The organism is Rhodovarius crocodyli, from assembly GCF_004005855.1.
In the GTDB taxonomy this organism is placed as follows: Bacteria; Pseudomonadota; Alphaproteobacteria; order Acetobacterales; family Acetobacteraceae; genus Rhodovarius; species Rhodovarius crocodyli.
Genome location: NZ_SACL01000014.1, coordinates 59,003 through 76,115, shown reverse-complemented (window position 1 = coordinate 76,115; position 17,113 = coordinate 59,003). Strand labels below are relative to the sequence as shown.

Sequence of the window (17,113 nt, the reverse complement as noted above, 5' to 3'; positions counted from 1 at the left end):
GGCTGATCACCGAGACCTCGGTGGGGGCGCTGTATATCGCCGCACTCTTTCCCTCGCTGCTGGTGGTGGCGCTGTTCGTGGGGCTGATCGCCTGGCACGGCGTGCGCAACCCGCTGCCCAAGCCCCCGCCGATCCCGCTGCGGGAGAAGCTGATCGCGCTGAAGGACCTGACGCCGACGGTGCTGCTGATCGTGCTGGTGCTGGGCAGCATCTATGGCGGCTATGCCACGCCCACCGAGGCCGCGGCGCTGGGTGTCGTGGGTTCCCTGTTCTTCGCGGCGATCGAGGGCAAGCTGTCCCTGCGGCTGCTGAATGCCAGTGCCGAGGCCACGGCGCGCAACACGGCGCTGCTGGGGCTGATCATCTTTGGCGCGTATCTGCTGAACTATATTCTGACGATCATCAACGTGCCGCAGGCGCTGGCGGGGCTGATCTCGGGGCTGCCGCTGCCGCCCTGGGCGATCATGTGCTGCATCATCGGGCTGTATTTCGCGCTGGGGACGTTCATGGAGGGGTTCTCCATGATCATCACCACGGTGCCGGTGGTGTTCCCCGTCGTCGTCGCGCTGGGCTACGACCCGATCTGGTTCGGCGTGATCGTGACCATGCTGGTGGAGATCGCGCAGATCAGCCCGCCGGATGGGACGGTGATGTATGTGCTGCAGGGCATGCGGCCGAAGGGAGGGCCGATCACGGATGTGTTCGCAGGCGTCATGCCCTTCGTGCTGGCTTACCTGCTCGCCATCGTCCTGCTCATGATCGTCCCCGAAATCGCCACCTGGCTGCCCAGTGTGATGGGCTGAGGAGGCTCAGTCCTCCTCCTTCCTCATTCCCATCACGGCAATGCCGATCTGCACGCTTGAGGCACTGAGCCCCAGGAAGAACCACAGCAGCAGGATCGGCAGCGGGTGTTCCTGGGAACGGAGCATCAGGCTGCCGATCCCGCCGAAATCGCTCCAGACCAGGGCACCCACCAGCAAGGTGGAGATGGTGAAGCCGCCCAACGCGCCGGGCAGCATCAGCCTCAGCGCGGTCATGCTCAGGCCGGCCGCGGCACGGCCATGGGGGCGGGGTCGCGCACCGGCAGGTGCACCACCGCCGCAAAGGCGCCGGCTGCGATCGCGATGACCCACATCAGGTCGTAGCTGCCCGTCAGGTCGAAGATCAGCCCGCCCAGGAAGGCGCCGGTGAAGCCGCCGATCTGGTGGCCCATGAACACCAGGCCGAAAATGGTGCCGAGCCAGCGCACCCCGAAATTGCGCGCGCAGAGCGCCACCGTGGGCGGCACGGTGGACAGCCACAGGATGCCCATCACGGCCGAAAAGGCCAGCACGCTGGCCGTCGTCTTCTCCACCATCATGAACACGGCCATCAGCACGGCCCGGCTGGCATAGATCGCGACCAGCAGCTCGCGCCGCTTCCATTTGGAGGTCAGCTCACCCGCCGTCAGGCTGCCGATCACGTTGAACAGCCCGATCAGGGAAATGGCGCCGGCACCGACATAGGAGGGCAGGTGGCAATAGGCCACGAAGCCCGGCAGATGCACCGTCAGGAAGCTGACATGCACGCCGCAGACGAAGAAGCCCCAGAACAGGCACCAGAAGCTGGTGCTGCCGAAGGCGCGGCGCAGCGCCTGAGAGGCGGTTTCCTCCGCGGCGCCGGTCGCGCGCACCGTCACGCGGTCGTTCAGCGGCAGCGCCAGCGGCAGCATCAGCAGGGCCGCGCCCGCCATCAGGAACAGCGCGCCCTGCCAGCCGGCCAGGTGGATGCCCAGCTGCACGCCGGGCACCACCAGGAACTGCCCGAAGGAGGAACCTGCCGTGCCGAGCCCCACGGCGCGGCCGCGCATGTTCTCGGGCAGCAGGCGGGTCAGGGCTGAATTGATGATGGGCATGCCGGCCGCCGAGACGGCCACGCCCATCACGAGCCCCGCAAAGGCGGTGAAGACCCAGAGCCCGCCGCTGAGCGACATGCCCAGCAGGCCCAGCGCATACAGCACCGCCCCGCCCATCAGCACCACCCGCGCGCCGTAGCGGTCGGCCAGCTGGCCGCAGATCGGCTGGCTCAGGCCGTTCACCAGCACCTGCAGCGCGATCGCCAGCGCGAAGCCGGAGGCCGTCCAGCCCCGGTCCAGCGTCATGGGCGCGAGGAACAGGCCGAAGCTCTGCCGCAGCCCCATGGCGAAGGCGGCGGCCAGCACGGCGCAGCCGCAGAGGATGAGCAGGGGATGGCGGACGTTCATTGCGCAACGTTTCCCGGCCCGGCCATGCGCCGCAACAGGCTTTTGCGCCGGGCGCGTCATGCGCGGGGCGCATGCGGGCTGTTGGCGCTGCCAGAATCCCGTCCGGCATGCCATATCAGTGTCATGGCCGCCTCCTTCGTTCACCTGCACACCCATTCCAGCTATTCGCTCAGCGAAGGCGCCATCAAGGCGGACAAGCTGGCAGGCTATGCGGCCGACGCCGGGATGCCGGCCCTGGCCATCACCGACACGGTGAACATGTTCGGCGGGCTGGAATTCTCCATGGCCTGCTCGGGCAAGGGGGTGCAGCCCATCCTGGGCAGCCAGCTCTACCTCTCCCGCAGCGCGGGCGACGACCGGCCGGAGGCCGCGCGCATGCCCCCCGACGTGGTCGTGGCGCTGGCCATGGGTGACAAGGGCCTCGACAACCTCCAGCGCCTGACCAGCCTGTCGCATCTGGGCGAGGACCCCTCGGGCAAGCCGGCGCTGTCCTTCGAGACGCTGGCGGCCCATGCGGAGGACATCTTCTTCCTGACGGGCGGCACGGGCGGGCCCATCGCGCGCATGCTGGCCGAGGGGCGCCGCGCCCAGGCCGAGCGCCTGCTGCACCGTTTCCGCGAGATCTTCCCCGACCGCCTGGCGGTGGAACTGCACCGCCACGGCACCGAGCGCGACCGCGCGACCGAGCCCGGCCAGTTGGCCCTGGCCGATGCGCTGCACATCCCCATCGTCGGTACCAACGACGTCTATTTCGCCAAGCGCGGCATGTATGAGGCCCATGACGCGCTGCTCTGCATCGCCGAGGGCCGCACCATGGCCGAGACCGAGCGCCGGCGGGTCACGCCCGAGCACTGGTTCAAGCCGGCCGATGCCATGCGCGAGCTGTTCGCGGACCTGCCCGACGCCTGCGACAACACGCTGGCCATCGCGCGCATGTGCGGCGTGATGGTCGAGAAGAAGAAGCCCGCCCTGCCGATCTGCCCCAAGGTGCCGGAGGGGATGACCGAGACCCAGTTCGTGGGCCAGATGGCGCGGGAGGGCCTGGCCGAGCGCCTGCGCGGGCCGCTCGCCGCCGAGGAGAAGGTCTATTGGGACCGCCTCGACTACGAGCTCTCGGTCATCGATCGCATGGGCTTCTCGGGCTACTTCCTGATCGTGGCGGACTTCATCCAATGGGCGAAGAACCACGACATCCCGGTGGGGCCCGGCCGTGGTTCGGGCGCGGGTTCGGTGGCCGCCTGGGCGCTGAAGATCACCGACCTCGACCCGCTGCGCTTCGGCCTGCTGTTCGAGCGCTTCCTGAACCCCGAGCGCGTGTCGATGCCAGACTTCGACATCGACTTCTGCCAGGACCGCCGCGACGAGGTGATCAACTATGTCCGTCGCGAATACGGGCTCGATCGCGTCGCGCAGATCATCACCTTCGGCAAGCTGCAGGCGAAGGCGGCCGTGCGCGACGTGGGGCGCGTGCTCGGCATGCCCTATGGCCAGGTGGACAAGATCGCCTCGCTCATCCCGTTCAACCCGGCCAAGCCCACGCCCCTGAAGGAGGCGATCGAGGGCGAGCCGCGCATCCGCGAAATGGCCGAGAATGACGAGACGGTCGCCCGCCTGCTCGACATCGCGCAGCAGGTGGAGGGGCTGTACCGCAATGCCTCCACCCATGCCGCGGGCGTGGTCATCGGCCGCAAGCCGCTGCTCGACATCGTGCCGCTGTACCGTGATCCGCGCAGCCCGGACCTGATCACCCAGTACTCGATGAAGTACGTCGAGGATGCGAGCCTGGTGAAGTTCGACTTCCTGGGCCTCAAGACGCTGACGGTGATCGACCGCGCGCTGAAGCTGCTGCGCCAGCAGGGGGTGGAGGTGGACATCGGCGCCATCCCGCTCGACGACAAGAAGACCTATGACATGCTGGCGCGCGGGGACGCGGCGGGCGTGTTCCAGTTCGAAGGCCAGGGCATGCGCGACTGCCTTCGGTCGATGCGCGCGAGCCGGCTTGAGGACCTGATCGCGGCGGTGTCGCTGTACCGCCCGGGCCCGATGGCCAATATCCCGGCCTATTGCAGCCGCAAGCTGGGCGAGAAGTGGGAAAGCCCGCACCCCTCCATCCACCCGATCCTGGAGGAGACCTATGGCATCATGGTCTACCAGGAGCAGGTGATGCAGATCGCCCAGGTGATGGCGGGCTTCTCGCTCGGCGGCGCCGACCTGCTGCGCCGCGCCATGGGCAAGAAGAACATGGACGAGATGCGCCGCCTGCGCGTGGCCTTCGTCGAGGGCGCGCAGAAGAACGGCGTGCCGGAGGAGACGGCGGGCGAGGTGTTCGACCTCATGCAGCGCTTCGCGGAATACGGCTTCAACAAGTCCCACGCCGCGGCCTATGCGCTCGTCAGCTACCAGACCGCCTGGCTGAAGGCGAACCACACGGTGGCCTTCCTCGCGGCCTCCATGACGCTCGACATGGCCAATACCGACAAGCTGGCGGGCCACATGCAGGAGGCCGCGCGGCTCTCGATCAAGGTGCTGCCGCCCGACATCAACAAGTCGGGTGCCGAGTTCACCATCGAGGACGGCAACATCCGCTTCGCGCTGTCCGCGGTGAAGCGGGTGGGCATGCAGGCGATGCAGGACCTGGTGGCGGCCCGCAAGCGCCCCTTCGAGAGCCTGGCCGACTTCGCGGAGCGCGTGGACCCCAAGCTGATCAACAAGATGCAGATCGAGAACCTGGCCCGCGCCGGCGCCTTCGACAGCATCGACAACAACCGCGCCGCCGTGGTGGCGGGTGCCGAGACCATCCTGCGCCGCGCCCAGGCCACGGCGGAGGACCGCAACAGCAACCAGGTCAGCCTGTTCGGCGCGGTGGAGCAGGGGCCCGCCATGCTGCGGCTGCCCGATGTGCCGCCCTGGCCGGTGCTGGACCGCCTGGCCTTCGAGGCCGAGGCGGTGGGCTTCCACCTGACCGCGCATCCGCTGGATGAATACCGCAAGGCGCTGGGGCGGCTCGGCGTCATTACCGCGGCGCGGCTGCAGGAAGCGGCCCAGGGCGGCGCGCGCCGCGTGAAGCTGGCCGGCACCGTGATCGGCCGCAAGGAGCGCAACACCAAGACCGGCAGCCGCATGGCCTGGGTCAGCCTCAGCGACCAGACCGGCAGCTATGAGGTCACCTTCTTCTCCGAGGTGCTGAACGCGCGGCGCGACATGCTGGAGGAAGGCAAGGCCGTCATCGTGACCGCCGAGGCCAAGACCGACAACGACACCCTGCGCCTGACCGCGCAGGATGTGGAATTGCTGGACGTGGCCGCCGCCGGCGTGCCGCAGGACATCCGGCTGGAGATCGACGGCACCCACGCCATCCCGCATATCAAGGGCTTGCTGGAGCGCGAGGGCAAGGGGAAGGGCCATGTCGCCCTGAAACCGATTCTGCCCGAGGGCATTCAGATCGAGGTGGCGTTGCCGGGCCGGTGGAATGTATCCCCGCGCATGATGCAGGCCATGAAGGTGCTGCCGGGCGTGACCCATGTGGAGGAAGTCTAGATGCAGGCGCGTGCTCTGGGCCTCGCGGCCGCTGTGGCGCTGGGGGTGGGCTGCCTCTACATCATCCGCCCCTTCATCTCCTCGCTTCTATGGGCCGGCATTCTGGTGTTCTGCACCTATCCGGTCTTCGTGCTGCTGAACGAGAAATGCCGGATGTCGCGTTCCATCGCGTCCCTGGTGCTGGTGGCCGCGTGGTTCCTGGTGCTGGTGGTGCCGGTCATTATCGCAGCCCCCACCTCGCGCGCCGAGATCGACAGCCTGACCCAGCGCATCGAGGGCCTGGTGACGGGCGGCCTGCCTGACCTGGCGCCGACCCTGGCCAAGATCCCGTTCGTCGGCACTTCCCTGGCCGAGTTCTACGGTGGCTTCGCCGGCAATGCGGACGCCCTGCTGGCCACCATCCAGCCCTATGCCGGCACCATCGCGCAGACGGCGCTTTCCATCCTGCTGTCGGTGCTGTCCGGCGTGGCGGAGCTGCTGGTCGCGATTTTCCTGGCCTTCTTCCTGTATCGCGACGGGCCGGCCATCGCCCGGGCGCTGGAAGGCATGATGAACCGGCTGGCCGGTGCGCGATCGCGCCACCTGATCAACCTGGTGGCGAATGTGACGCGCGGTGTGGTGTTCGGCCTGGTGGGCACGGCGGTGGTGCAGGGCGCCATGACCATGGTGGGGCTTTGGATCTCGGGCGTGCCGCAGCCCATTCTGCTCGGCGTGGTGGCGGGCGTGCTGTCCATTCTGCCGGTGGGTGCGCCGCTGGTCTGGATCCCGGCCGCGATCTGGCTGTTCACGCAGGGTTCCACGGGTTGGGGCATCTTCATGCTGCTGTATGGCGGCCTCGGTATTTCCTCGGCCGATAACGTGATCCGGCCCTGGTTCATCGCGCGCGGCGCCGACCTGCCGCTGCTGCTGACGCTGATCGGCGCGCTGGGCGGCGTGGTGGCCTTCGGCTTCCTGGGGCTGTTCCTGGGGCCGGTGCTGCTGGCAGTCGGGTTCACGCTGGTGAAGGAATGGGCGGAGAACGGGAACGGGACGACCAGGAAAGACTTGCCGAAAGTCTGAGGGTTGGAGGGGAAGGAACTTCATTCTCGGCGCTTGCCGCGTCCCGTGCGGCGCCCAGCTCAACCCAGCCATGCGAAGCACGCTTCCCGTCCGCAGCCTCTCGCCCTAAGCTCCCTGTAACGGGAGCTTCATCCATGCGAATCAGGCTGTTCGCGGCACTTGCCGCCCTTTGCCTTTCCGCCGTCGCCGCCGAGGCGCGGACCGTCCGCTGGTCCGCCAGCGGCGACCCCAACACCATGGACCCGCACAGCCAGAATGTCGGCACCGTGACCATGGTGCTGCAGCAGATCTATGACCCGCTGATCCAGCGCAGCCGAACGCTCGGCCTCGCGCCCGGGCTGGCCGTGAGTTGGGAGCAGGTGGAGCCCACCCGCTGGCGCTTCCGCCTGCGAGAGGGCGTGCGCTTCCATGAAGGGCAGACCTTCACCGCGGAGGACGTGGTCTTCAGCATCGACCGCGCGAAGCAGCCCACCAGCAATTTCGGCATCTATGTCGACACGATCGAGAGTGCCGTGGCGGTGGACCCGATGACGGTGGACGTCATCACCCGCGTGCCGGACCCGATCCTACCCAACAAGATCGCCAGCGTGTTCATGATGTCCCGCTCCTGGTCGGAGGCGAATGGCGCGACCCGCCCGCAGAACACCCGCCAGCGCGAGGAAATCCACACCACCCGCAACACCAACGGCACCGGCGCCTTCCGCCTGGCCAACCGTGAGCCGGATGTGCGTACCGTCCTGGCGCGCCACGCCGACTGGTGGGGCTGGCGCGAGGAAGGCACCGGCAACGTGACCGAGATCGTGTTCCGGCCCATCTCCTCGGACGCGACGCGCATCGCGGCGCTGCTGTCGGGTGAGGTCGATTTCGTCCTCGACCCGCCGCTGCAGGATCTGCAGCGCCTGCGCTCCGCCCAGGGCGTGTCGGTGCTGGAGGGGCCGGAGGTCCGCACCATCTTCCTCGGCATGGACCAGTTCCGCCCTGAGTTGCTGTATTCCGACGTGCGCGGCCGCAACCCGCTGTCGGACCTGCGGGTGCGCCGGGCGCTGTATCAGGCGATCGACATCCAGGCGATCCAGCGCGTGACCATGCGCGGCCAGTCCATGCCCACCGGCACGCTGTTTCCCGAACAGGTGAACGGCTACGCGCGGGAGGAGGATGTGCGCCTGCCCTTCGATGCCGCACGCGCCCGCGCCCTGCTGGCGGAGGCCGGCTACCCGAACGGTTTCGAGATCACGCTCGACTGCCCCAACAACCGCTACATCAATGATGAGCAGATCTGCCAGGCCATTGCCGGCATGTGGTCGCGGGTGGGGGTGCGCACCCGGCTGAACGCCATGCCGCTCGGCCCCTTCTTCGCCAAGATCCAGCGCGAGGACACCAGCATCTATCTGTTCGGCTGGGGCGTGCCGACGCTGGATGCGCTGTATTCCTTCCAGTCGCTGCTTGCCTCGCGCGCCGGCGGCCAGCAGGGCGACGGCATCTGGAACTATGGCGGCTATTCCAACGCCCGGATGGACGCGCTGATCAGCCGCATGCGTACCGAGACGGGCGACGCCCGCCAGGCCGCGATCCGCGAGGCGCTGAACATCTTCCGCGAGGACGTCCCGCTGATCCCGCTGCATCACCAGATGATTCCCTGGGCGATGCGCTCCAACATCAGCATCCCGCACATGGCGAACAACCAGCCCTATTTCCGCTGGGCGGTGGTGAACTAGGTGGCGCGCCCGATGTCCGAGATCTTCCGGCCGCGTCGCCACAGGCGGGCCACCCACATTGCCGGTGGGCCGATTCACGCCAGCGCCCACGGGCGCCAGCGATCGGGCCACTAGATGTTCGCCTTCGTTATCTCGCGCCTCCTCCAGGCGATACCGGTGATGCTGGCGGTCAGTTTCATCAGCTTCGCCATGTTCACCTATGTGGGCGACCCTGTCGCCATCATGCTGGGCCAGGACTTCACCGAGGCCCAGCGCGCGGCGCTGGTGGCCGAGCTGGGCCTGGACCAGCCCTTCTTCGTGCAGTTCCTGAAATTCATCGGCAACGCCGTGCAGGGTGAATTCGGCCTGTCCTATCGCCTGTCGCGCCCGGTGGCGGAGCTGATCGCGGAACGCGCGCCGGCAACGCTGGAACTGGCACTCTGCGCGGCCGTCATCGCCATGGCGGTGGGCGTGCCGATGGGGGTCTATACGGGGCTTTATCGCCACTCGATCCTGTCGCGCTTCTTCCTGACCTTCTCGCTGATCGGCGTGTCGCTGCCGACCTTCCTGATCGGCATCCTGCTGATCCTGATCTTCGCGGTGGCGCTGGGCTGGCTGCCGAGCTTCGGGCGCGGCGACGTGGTGCGGCTGGGCTGGTGGACCACGGGCTTCCTGACCGTCTCGGGCCTCAAGGCGCTGATCCTGCCGGCCATCACGCTCGGTGTGTTCCAGCTCACGCTGATCATGCGGCTGGTGCGGGCCGAGATGATGGAGGTGCTGCGCACCGACTACATCAAGTTCGCCCGCGCGCGGGGCCTGTCGAACCGCGCGATCAATTTCGGCCATGCGCTGAAGAACACGCTGGTGCCGGTGATCACCATCGCAGGCCTGCAGCTCGGCGCCATCATCGCCTTCGCCATCGTGACGGAGACCGTGTTCCAGTGGCCGGGCATGGGGCTGCTGTTCATCCAATCCGTCGGCGCCGCCGACGTGCCCGTCATGGCGGCATACCTGATGCTGATCGCGCTGGTCTTCGTGACCATCAACCTGATCGTGGACCTGCTGTACTACGCGGTGGACCCCAGGCTTCGTATCGGGAAGGGGGCGCATTGATGCGGGCCTTCTTCGACAGCGACCTGTGGTGGTCCTTCACCCGCAGCCGCATCACCGTGGCCTCGGCCATCGTGGCGTTCATTTGCATCGGCGGTGCGTTCATGGCGCCGCTGCTGGCGCCGCATGACCCGTTCGACCTGGCATCCCTGCAGTTGATGGACGCCTTCACCCCGCCGATCTGGACGGCGGAAGGCAACCCCACCTATCCGCTCGGCACCGACGACCAGGGTCGCGACGTGCTGTCGGCCATCATGTACGGCGCGCGGGTGTCGCTGTTCGTGGGCTTCGCGGCCACCATCTTCGCCACCTGCGTGGGCGTGCTGGTGGGGCTGCTGGCCGGCTATCTGGGCGGCACCGCCGATGCGTTGCTGATGCGCATCGCCGACATCCAGCTGACCTTCCCCTCCATCCTGGTGGCGCTGCTGGTGGACGGCATCGTGCGCGCGGCCCTGCCGCGAGAGGTGCATGACCAGATCGCGCTGTTCGTCGTGGTGTTCGCCATCGGCATCAGCGAATGGCCGAAATTCGCCCGCACCGTGCGCGGCTCCACCTTGGTGGAGCGCAACAAGGAATATGTGCTCGCCGCCCGCGTCATCGGCCTCAGCAAGGCCAAGATCATGCTGCAGCACGTGCTGCCCAATGTGCTGGGCCCGGTGCTGGTCATCGGCACGCTGAACCTGGCGCTGGCCATCCTAGCCGAAGCCACGCTGTCATTCCTCGGCGTCGGCGTGCCGCCGACCCAGCCCTCCCTCGGCACGCTCATCCGCATCGGCAATGACTTCCTGTTCTCCGGCGAATGGTGGATCACCATCTTCCCCGGCGTGGCGCTGATCGTGATGGTGCTGTCCGTCAACCTGCTGGGCGACTGGTTGCGCGACGCCCTGAACCCGAAGCTGCGATGACCGCTCCTCTTCTCGAAGTCCGCAACCTGCGGGTGGAATTCCACACCCGCCGCGGCACGCTGACGGCGCTGAACGACGTCTCCCTCACCATCGCTCCCGGCGAGGTTCTGGGCATGGTGGGTGAATCGGGCGCCGGCAAATCCATGACCGGTGCCGCCATCATCGGGCTGATCGAGCCGCCGGGCCGCATCGCCGCCGGCCAGGTGCTGCTGGACGGAAGGCGCATCGACAACCTGCGCTACGACCAGATGCGCCAAGTGCGCGGCCGGCAGATCGGGGCGATCTTCCAGGACCCGCTGACCACGCTGAACCCGCTCTATACCGTGGGCCGGCAGCTGGTGGAGACGATCACCACCCACCTGCCGCTGAACCCTGCGCAGGCCCGCAAACGCGCCATCGAATGGCTGGAGATGGTGGGCATCCCCGCCGCCGCCCAGCGCATCGACAGCTACCCGCATGAGTTCTCGGGCGGCATGCGCCAGCGCGTGGTGATCGCGCTCGCCCTGTGTGCCGAGCCGCGCCTGATCGTGGCCGATGAGCCCACCACAGCACTCGACGTCTCGATCCAGGCGCAGGTCATCGCCCTGCTGAAGCGCCTGGCGCGGGAGAAGGGGACGGCCATGCTGCTCGTCACCCACGACATGGGCGTGATCGCCGAGACCGCCGACCGCGTCGCCGTCATGTATGCCGGACGCATCGCCGAGATCGGCCCGGTGCGGGACATCGTGAAGGCGCCGAACCACCCCTATACCGCCGGCCTCATGGCCTCCATCCCGCCGCTGGACCGGCGGGTGGACAAGCTCGCAGCGATCGAGGGCTCCATGCCGCGCCTCTCCGCCATTCCGCCCGGCTGCGCCTATAACCCACGCTGCCCCAGGGTGTTCGACCGCTGCGTGCGGGAACGCCCGGATCTGCTGGACGCCGGCACCACGCGCGCCGCCTGCTGGCTGCATGCCCATGGTTGAGAAGGTGATGCTGGAGGCGAACGACCTCGCCCGCTACTTCGACGTCTCGCGCCCCGCGCTGCAGCGGCTGATCGCGCGTGAGCCGCGCCGCACCCTGCGCGCGGTGGACGGCGTGTCCTTCACCATCCCGAAGGGGCAGACCCTGTCGCTGGTGGGGGAGTCCGGCTGCGGCAAATCCACCGTGGCGCGGCTCGTCGTGGGCCTGTATCCGCCCAGCGACGGCACCGTCGCCTTCGACAACCAGCCGCTCTCGGTGGCGCGCGCGGACCCCGCGCAACGCCAGCGCATGCAGATGATCTTCCAGGACCCCTATGCCAGCCTGAACCCGCGCTGGCGCGTGCGGGACATCATCGCCGAGCCCATCCGCGCCTTCAAACTCGTCGACGGCAAGGATGCCATCCTGGCCCGGGTCGGCCAGCTGCTGACCCAGGTGGGCCTGGCCCCCGCCGACGGCGAGAAGTTCCCGCACGAATTCTCGGGCGGCCAGCGCCAGCGCATCTCCATCGCGCGCGCGCTGTCCTCCAACCCCGAATTCCTGGTCTGCGACGAACCCACCTCGGCGCTCGATGTCTCGGTCCAGGCACAGATCCTGAACCTGATGAAGGAGCTGCAGCGCAGCCTCGGCCTGACCTACCTGTTCATCAGCCACAATCTGGCCGTCGTCCGGCAGGTGAGCGACCGCGTCGGCGTGATGTATCTGGGCCGCATCGTCGAACAGGCCCCGGCCGAGACCCTGTTCACCACGCCGCGCCACCCCTACACGCGCGCGCTGATGGAAGCGATCCCGGACCTGGACATGACCGGGCGCACGCGCATCCCCGTGGGCGGCGAAGTGCCGTCCCCCATCAGCCCCCCCAGCGGCTGCGCCTTCCACCCGCGCTGCCCATTGGCCAACGACCGCTGCAAGGCCGAACGACCCCTGGCCCAGCCGGCAGGCGAGAGCCTGGTGGCCTGCCATGCGGTGGAGGAAGGCAGGGGGTGAAGTGCTTCGGGGGCCTTGCCCCCGGTCCCCCGCGCAGGGGCGCCGCCCCTGCACCCCGCCAGGAGCCTGTGGCCCCTGGACCCCCGCGAGTCTTCTGAAAATTTGGGGAGGGGGCTCAGAGGGCGGTCGGGATCAGAGGGCGCGTGGTGCCCCCTCCCCATATTTTCAGCACCTGGGTTCCAAGGGCCTTTCGGCCTTTGGCGGGTCCAGGGCAGGGCCCTGGTGGGGGCCAGGGCAAAGCCCCGAAGCGCCTCACCCCCTGACCATCCCCGTCGGATAGAAGCGCCCGCCGGCTTCCGCGCGCATGCCATGCAGCAGGAAGCCGTGCGGCATGATGATGACCTCGCGCAGCGGCTCGGCATCGGCGCGCGGGTCGAGCGCGCCCAGCAGCGGCCGCCCTTCCATGCCTTGGGGCGTGATGCCCAGCGCGTGCAGCACGGTGGGGGCGATATCCGTCAGGTCGGCGGCGCTGGCGGCCACGGCGGCGTTGCGGAAGGGGCCGCCCTGCATGACGAGCACGGTCGCGAGTTCGCTGCGGTGCAGCCCGCCGTGCATGCCGCCGCCCTCGGGCACATCGGCGGTGTCGAAGGGTGCCGTGCCGTGCAGGCCCCAATGGTCGGCTTCCTCGCTGCCGGCGAAGGTCGCGACCAGATCGGCGCTGCGGCGATGCGCGGAGCCCAGCACGGCGAGCGGGAAGGCCTCGCCTTCGGGCAGGATGGCGGGGTTGCGCGCCAGCAGCGGGCCTGCCCATTCCTGATGGGCCAGGAATTCCGCGATCTGCGGCGCGAGGGATTTGTCGCGCAGCCACATGCCGGGTGCCGCGGCGGGGGCCACCACCACGTCGATGTCCTCGGCCATGCCGGTGCCGGCGCGGAAGCCCGCCTTCACCAGCTCCTCACGCAGGGACCGCTTGCCCTTGCCGGTGACATGCCCGTGGTCCGACAGGACGATGATGCCGATCTCGGCCGCGTCGGGCTGTGCGTCGCGCCAGGCGACGACGCGGCCCAGCACGGCGTCGGCGGCCTTCAGCGCGGCCAGCGTCTCGGCATGGGCCAGGCCGCGATAGTGGAAGGCCACGTCCGGCTCACTCAGCCACAGCAGCGCCACATCCGGGCGGTGGCGCGGCATGACGTGTTCCAGCAGCACCCGGCCGGCGAAATCGACGCGCGCGGTGTTGGGCACGCCGGCGGGGGGCGTGGCGCCCATGGCGGCCTGAACCTCGTCGAAGGTCGCGCCCTCCGTGTCCTCGACATTCCAGCGGAAGCTGCCGAGGCGCGGGGCGACGGGGTGCAGCAGCCGCGCGGCACCCTGGGTGCCGGCGCTGACCAGCGCGAAGGACTTGCCGGCCAGGGACAGGTGCTCGGCCAGGCTCATGCGCTCCATGGGGGTTTCGCCGCCCATGGCCATGATGTCGACATCCGCCGCCAGCTTGGTGCGCAGCAGGCGGTCGGGTGCTGCCTTGGCGTCGAACAGCGTGTTGGCCACCATGCCATGCCCGCCGGGGCGGCAGCCGGTGACGAGCGAGGGTGTGGCCACCCGCGTCTCGGACGGGAAGACGCTGCGGGCATTGGTGAAGCGCGTGCCGGCGGCGGCGAGTGCCGCCAGGTGCGGCGTGTTCTCGGCGCTGACCATGTCGGGACGCATCCCGTCCAGCGCGACCATGATGAAACGGGGCATGAGCAGCCCTTCCTTCTGTTCAGGCGGACCGCAGGTCCGGGAGTGCGAAGCACGGCGGCGTCAGCCGCCCGGATGGGCGCGCCGGCGCCTGAGGCATCAGCGAAGCGTCGGGTCCAGCTTGTCGCGCAGCCAATCGCCGATCAGCGACACGGACAAGGTGGTCAGGACGATCACGAAGGCGGGTGAGAGCAGGATCCACGGCGCGCGGGTCAGGTACTCCCGCCCATAGCCCACCATGCTGCCGAGCGAGGTCTCGGGTGGCTGCACGCCGAGGCCGAGGAAGGACAGCCCGCTTTCCAGCAGGATGATCTCCGGGAAGGCCAGCGTCATCGAGACGATCAGGGTCGAGGCGATGTTGGGCAGGATGTGCAGCAGATAGACCCGCATGGGGGAGGCACCCAGCTGCCGCACCGCCGCCGCGTAGCCCTGGCTGCCGGCCGCAATGGCCAGGCCGCGGGCGATGCGGGCGTAGCGCTCCCACGCGTGCAGCCCCAGCAGGCAGACGAACAGCACGATGGAGTTGCCGAAGAAGGCCAGCACCGCGAGTGCCAGGATCAGGAAGGGGATGCTGGCCGAGAAGTCCACCAGCATCAGCACGATCTGTTCCACGATGCCGCGCGCCCAGGCCGCCAGCAGCCCCAGCGTGGTGCCGATCAGCGCCCCGATGATGGTCGCGCCGAAGGCGATGGTCAGGCTCATGCGGATGGAGGAGATGAGGCGCGCCAGCACGTCGCGCCCCAGCTCATCCGTGCCCAGCCAATGGGCCATGGTGCCGCCCATGCCGACGGGCGCCGACAGCCGGTTGCGCAGGTCGAGCGCGGTGTAGGAATAGGGCGTGATGACGGGGGCCAGGATGGCCACCGCCAGCATCAGCGCCAGCCAGCACAGGCCGAACAGCACGAGCGGGGGCGGCAGGCGCCAGGCGCGGCGCGCGGGCGGGTTCAGGGTGGTCGCGCTCATCTCAATGGCCCCCCTGGGCGCCTGTGCGCAGCCTGGGGTCGATCAGCCCATAGGCCAGGTCGACCAGGAAATTTGCCACCACCATGGTGAATGACACCAGCAGCAGCACGCATTGCACGACGGCCAGGTCGCGGTTCGCCACCGCCACCACCATCAAACGGCCCACGCCGGGCCAGGAGAACACGCTCTCGACCACCACGGCACCCGCGATCAGGCTGCCGAGCATGAAGCCGATGATGGTCACGGTCGGGATGGCGGCGTTGGGGGCGGCATGGCCCGACACGACGCGCCGCCAGGGCACGCCCTTGGCGCTGGCGGTGCGGATATAGGGCTGGCCCAGCACCTCCAGCATCGCGGAGCGCGTGAAGCGTGCCAGCACGGCCGCACCACCGATGCCCAGCGTGACCACGGGCAGGATGGCGTGGCGCCAGCTCTCCTGCCCGCCCGAGGGCAGCCAGCCGAGCTGCACGGCGAAGACCAGTACCAGCAGCAGGCCCAGCACGAAGGAGGGGATGGTGAAGCCCGCCACCGCCACCAGCATCACCAGGCGGTCGATGACGGAATTGCGGTGCAGCGCCGCGTAGATGCCGGCCGGAATGCCCAGGCCGAGCTTCAGCATCAGCGCCGGAATGGTCAGCGCCAGGGTCGCGGGAATGCGCTCCGCCACCAGTGCGGCCGCCGGTCGGCCGTCGCGCATGGACCGCCCGAGGTCACCCGTGAAGATCGAGCCGACATAGCCCAGGTATTGCTCCCAGACCGAGCGGTCCAGACCCCAGGCGCTGCGGAAGGCTTCCACCGCCTCGGGCGGGGCGTCGGCGCCCATGATGATCTGTGCCGGGTCACCCGACAGGCGCAGCACCAGGAAGGCGAAAGTGACGACCAGGAAGATGGTCAGGAAGGCGCGCAGGCTGCGCCAGGCCAGGAAACGCACCATCTCAGGCAGCCCTCTGGAAGCTGGGCGAGATCTCGCCCTGCGCCACATGGCAGGCGACCATGCGGCCATCGCCCGGGCGGGGTTTCAGTTCGGGCACCAGCTGCCGGCACACCGGCCCGGCCAGGGGGCAGCGGGGATGGAAGGCGCAGCCGCGCGGCCGGTCGGCCGGATTCGGCGGGTCGCCCTGCAGGCGGATGCGGCGCACATTCTTCTGCCCCGGAATCGCCGAGACCAGCGCCTGCGCATAGGGATGCGCCGGGTCATGCAGCACCGCGTCGGGCGGGCCTTCCTCGACGATCTTGCCCAGATACATCACGGCCACGCGGTGGCTGACCTGGCGCACCGCGCGCAGGTCGTGGCTGATGAACAGCATGGTCAAACCGAGCCGCGCCTGGGTCTCGGTCAACAGGTTCATCACCTGCGCCTGGATCGAGACATCGAGCGCCGAGATCGGCTCATCGCACACCAGCAGTTCAGGGCCGCTGGCCAGCGCGCGGGCCAGCACGGCGCGCTGCCTTTGGCCGCCCGACAGTTCATGCGGATAGCGCGCGCCCTGGTCGGGCCGCAGCCCGGCCTGGGTCAGCAGGGCTGCCACGCGGTCCGGGCGGTCGGCGCGTGTGCCGATGCCATGGATCACCAGGGGCTCGGCCACCTGCTGGCCGATGGTCAGGCGGCGGTCCAGCGCGCCCAGCGGGTCCTGGAACACCATCTGCATGCGCGCGCGCAGGCTGCGCCATTCGGCGCTGCCGGGGCGAGGCATGGGCTTGCCGGCGAAGGCGATGCTGCCGGCATCGGGTGTTTCCATGCCCAGCACCATGCGGCCGGTGGTGGATTTGCCGCAGCCGGATTCACCCACCAGGCCCAGCGTCCTGCCCTGCTCCAGGAACAGGTCGAGCCCATCCACCGCCGTGACGGTGGTGGGGTTGGAGAACATGCCGCGCTTCATGGAATAGCGGCGGGTGAGGCCGCGGGCGACGAGGAGGGGGACGGTCATAGGGAAAGGCCAAGGGGCTCTGCCCCCTTCGTCCCCTTGGGGACCCCCGCCAGG

General features: G+C 68.8%; 14 protein-coding genes. 8 read left to right on the top strand and 6 right to left on the bottom strand.

All coding sequences use genetic code 11. The annotated features are described in order from the left end of the window. The coding region (locus EOD42_RS24110) for a TRAP transporter large permease subunit (protein ID WP_164868102.1) at nucleotides 1-803 on the top strand (803 nt) is incomplete at its 5' end. A gap of 6 nt (nucleotides 804-809) precedes the next feature. Here EOD42_RS24110 and EOD42_RS24105 read toward each other — a convergent pair. Together EOD42_RS24105 and EOD42_RS24100 are read right to left on the bottom strand one after the other, a co-directional pair. Beyond that, entirely contained in the window at nucleotides 810-1,037 is a 228-nt protein-coding gene (locus tag EOD42_RS24105; protein WP_127790157.1) for a hypothetical protein, read from the bottom strand. Nucleotides 1,038-1,039: 2 nt separating this feature from the next. After that, the gene (locus EOD42_RS24100; RefSeq protein WP_127790156.1) at nucleotides 1,040-2,242 is read right to left on the bottom strand and encodes an MFS transporter; all 1,203 of its coding nucleotides are present in this window, start codon (nucleotides 2,240-2,242) and stop codon (nucleotides 1,040-1,042) included. 123 nt (nucleotides 2,243-2,365) lie between these two features. Between EOD42_RS24100 and dnaE the strand changes: the two genes are divergently transcribed. The 7 genes from dnaE to EOD42_RS24065 all read left to right on the top strand — a co-directional run bounded on the left by dnaE (nucleotide 2,366) and on the right by EOD42_RS24065 (nucleotide 12,494). After that, nucleotides 2,366-5,779, top strand: coding sequence for a DNA polymerase III subunit alpha (dnaE, locus tag EOD42_RS24095; protein WP_127790155.1), 3,414 nt, complete (start codon nucleotides 2,366-2,368; stop codon nucleotides 5,777-5,779). Continuing rightward, nucleotides 5,780-6,838, top strand: a complete 1,059-nt coding sequence (locus EOD42_RS24090; protein ID WP_127790154.1) for an AI-2E family transporter — start codon at nucleotides 5,780-5,782, stop codon at nucleotides 6,836-6,838. 134 nt (nucleotides 6,839-6,972) lie between these two features. Continuing rightward, entirely contained in the window at nucleotides 6,973-8,553 is a 1,581-nt protein-coding gene (locus tag EOD42_RS24085) for an ABC transporter substrate-binding protein (RefSeq protein WP_127790153.1), read from the top strand. A 114-nt stretch (nucleotides 8,554-8,667) separates the two neighbouring features. Further along, nucleotides 8,668-9,645 (top strand): ABC transporter permease, encoded by a 978-nt coding sequence (locus EOD42_RS24080; protein WP_127790152.1) that lies wholly within the window; start codon nucleotides 8,668-8,670, stop codon nucleotides 9,643-9,645. Next, nucleotides 9,645-10,547: an ABC transporter permease gene (locus EOD42_RS24075; protein WP_127790151.1), complete on the top strand. Its 903-nt coding sequence runs from the start codon at nucleotides 9,645-9,647 to the stop codon at nucleotides 10,545-10,547. The genes EOD42_RS24080 and EOD42_RS24075 overlap by 1 nt, the downstream gene beginning before the upstream one ends. Further along, nucleotides 10,544-11,512 (top strand): ABC transporter ATP-binding protein, encoded by a 969-nt coding sequence (locus tag EOD42_RS24070; RefSeq protein ID WP_127790150.1) that lies wholly within the window; start codon nucleotides 10,544-10,546, stop codon nucleotides 11,510-11,512. Before EOD42_RS24075 ends, EOD42_RS24070 begins: the two co-directional genes overlap by 4 nt. Next, entirely contained in the window at nucleotides 11,499-12,494 is a 996-nt protein-coding gene (locus EOD42_RS24065; RefSeq protein ID WP_127790149.1) for an ABC transporter ATP-binding protein, read from the top strand. The genes EOD42_RS24070 and EOD42_RS24065 overlap by 14 nt, the downstream gene beginning before the upstream one ends. 252 nt (nucleotides 12,495-12,746) lie before the next feature. Here the strand turns inward: EOD42_RS24065 and EOD42_RS24060 are convergent, their stop codons facing one another. From EOD42_RS24060 to EOD42_RS24045, 4 genes are all read right to left on the bottom strand, one after another. Beyond that, a complete protein-coding gene (locus tag EOD42_RS24060; RefSeq protein ID WP_127790148.1) occupies nucleotides 12,747-14,171 on the bottom strand; it encodes an alkaline phosphatase family protein in 1,425 nt (474 codons plus the stop codon). 96 nt (nucleotides 14,172-14,267) lie between these two features. After that, nucleotides 14,268-15,131, bottom strand: a complete 864-nt coding sequence (locus EOD42_RS24055; RefSeq protein ID WP_127790147.1) for an ABC transporter permease — start codon at nucleotides 15,129-15,131, stop codon at nucleotides 14,268-14,270. 1 nt (nucleotide 15,132) lies between these two features. Next, complete coding sequence (locus EOD42_RS24050; protein ID WP_127790146.1) at nucleotides 15,133-16,065, bottom strand: ABC transporter permease; 933 nt, start codon at nucleotides 16,063-16,065, stop codon at nucleotides 15,133-15,135. A 1-nt stretch (nucleotide 16,066) separates the two neighbouring features. Further along, a complete protein-coding gene (locus EOD42_RS24045; protein WP_127790145.1) occupies nucleotides 16,067-17,059 on the bottom strand; it encodes an ABC transporter ATP-binding protein in 993 nt (330 codons plus the stop codon). Nucleotides 17,060-17,113 lie beyond the last annotated feature (54 nt).